Annotated in this window: 1 protein-coding gene; it reads left to right on the top strand. The window is 25.4% G+C overall.

The annotated features are described in order from the left end of the window. Nucleotides 1–86: 86 nt before the first annotated feature. The coding region (locus DVK03_RS20375; protein WP_233565951.1) for a hypothetical protein at nucleotides 87–453 on the top strand (367 nt) is incomplete at its 3' end.

The raw sequence follows: 453 nt of genomic DNA, 5'->3' as shown, positions 1-453 counted from the left end.
TATATTAACTTAGAGAATATTTAGATGCTAGTAATACTATACTTAAGTGGATAAGCCTTCTTGGTGTTCCATTAATTGGGCTAATAATGTCCCAATGGATTACAAGAAATACTGTAATGAACCCAAACAAAGAGAAAATAAGTCGACTGTTTAAAAATATATTTCGTTTTATTCTTTTGGTTATCGTTTTAGATATACTACTTTTTTTAAGTGTTAGTGAGATATTGGGAGAAATTAAAGATGTAAGTACAATCAAAAAAGAGATGTGGAAATCTTTATATATATTTACGACATTTAATGTGATATATGCGATTGTTTTATTTCCCATATTTATTAAAGAAAAAAATATTATGAAGTTGAAATTACACATTATAATAATGAAACAAAACGATATGTTGTCTTGGATAGAATTAAAGAAGATGAGGATGAAATACTTATATATTATGATGAACA

The organism is Haloferax sp. Atlit-109R, from assembly GCF_003665865.1.
GTDB lineage: Archaea > Halobacteriota > Halobacteria > Halobacteriales > Haloferacaceae > Haloferax > Haloferax volcanii.
Note: the sequence above shows the minus strand (reverse complement) of the source record. Positions and strands in the feature narration are given on the sequence as shown.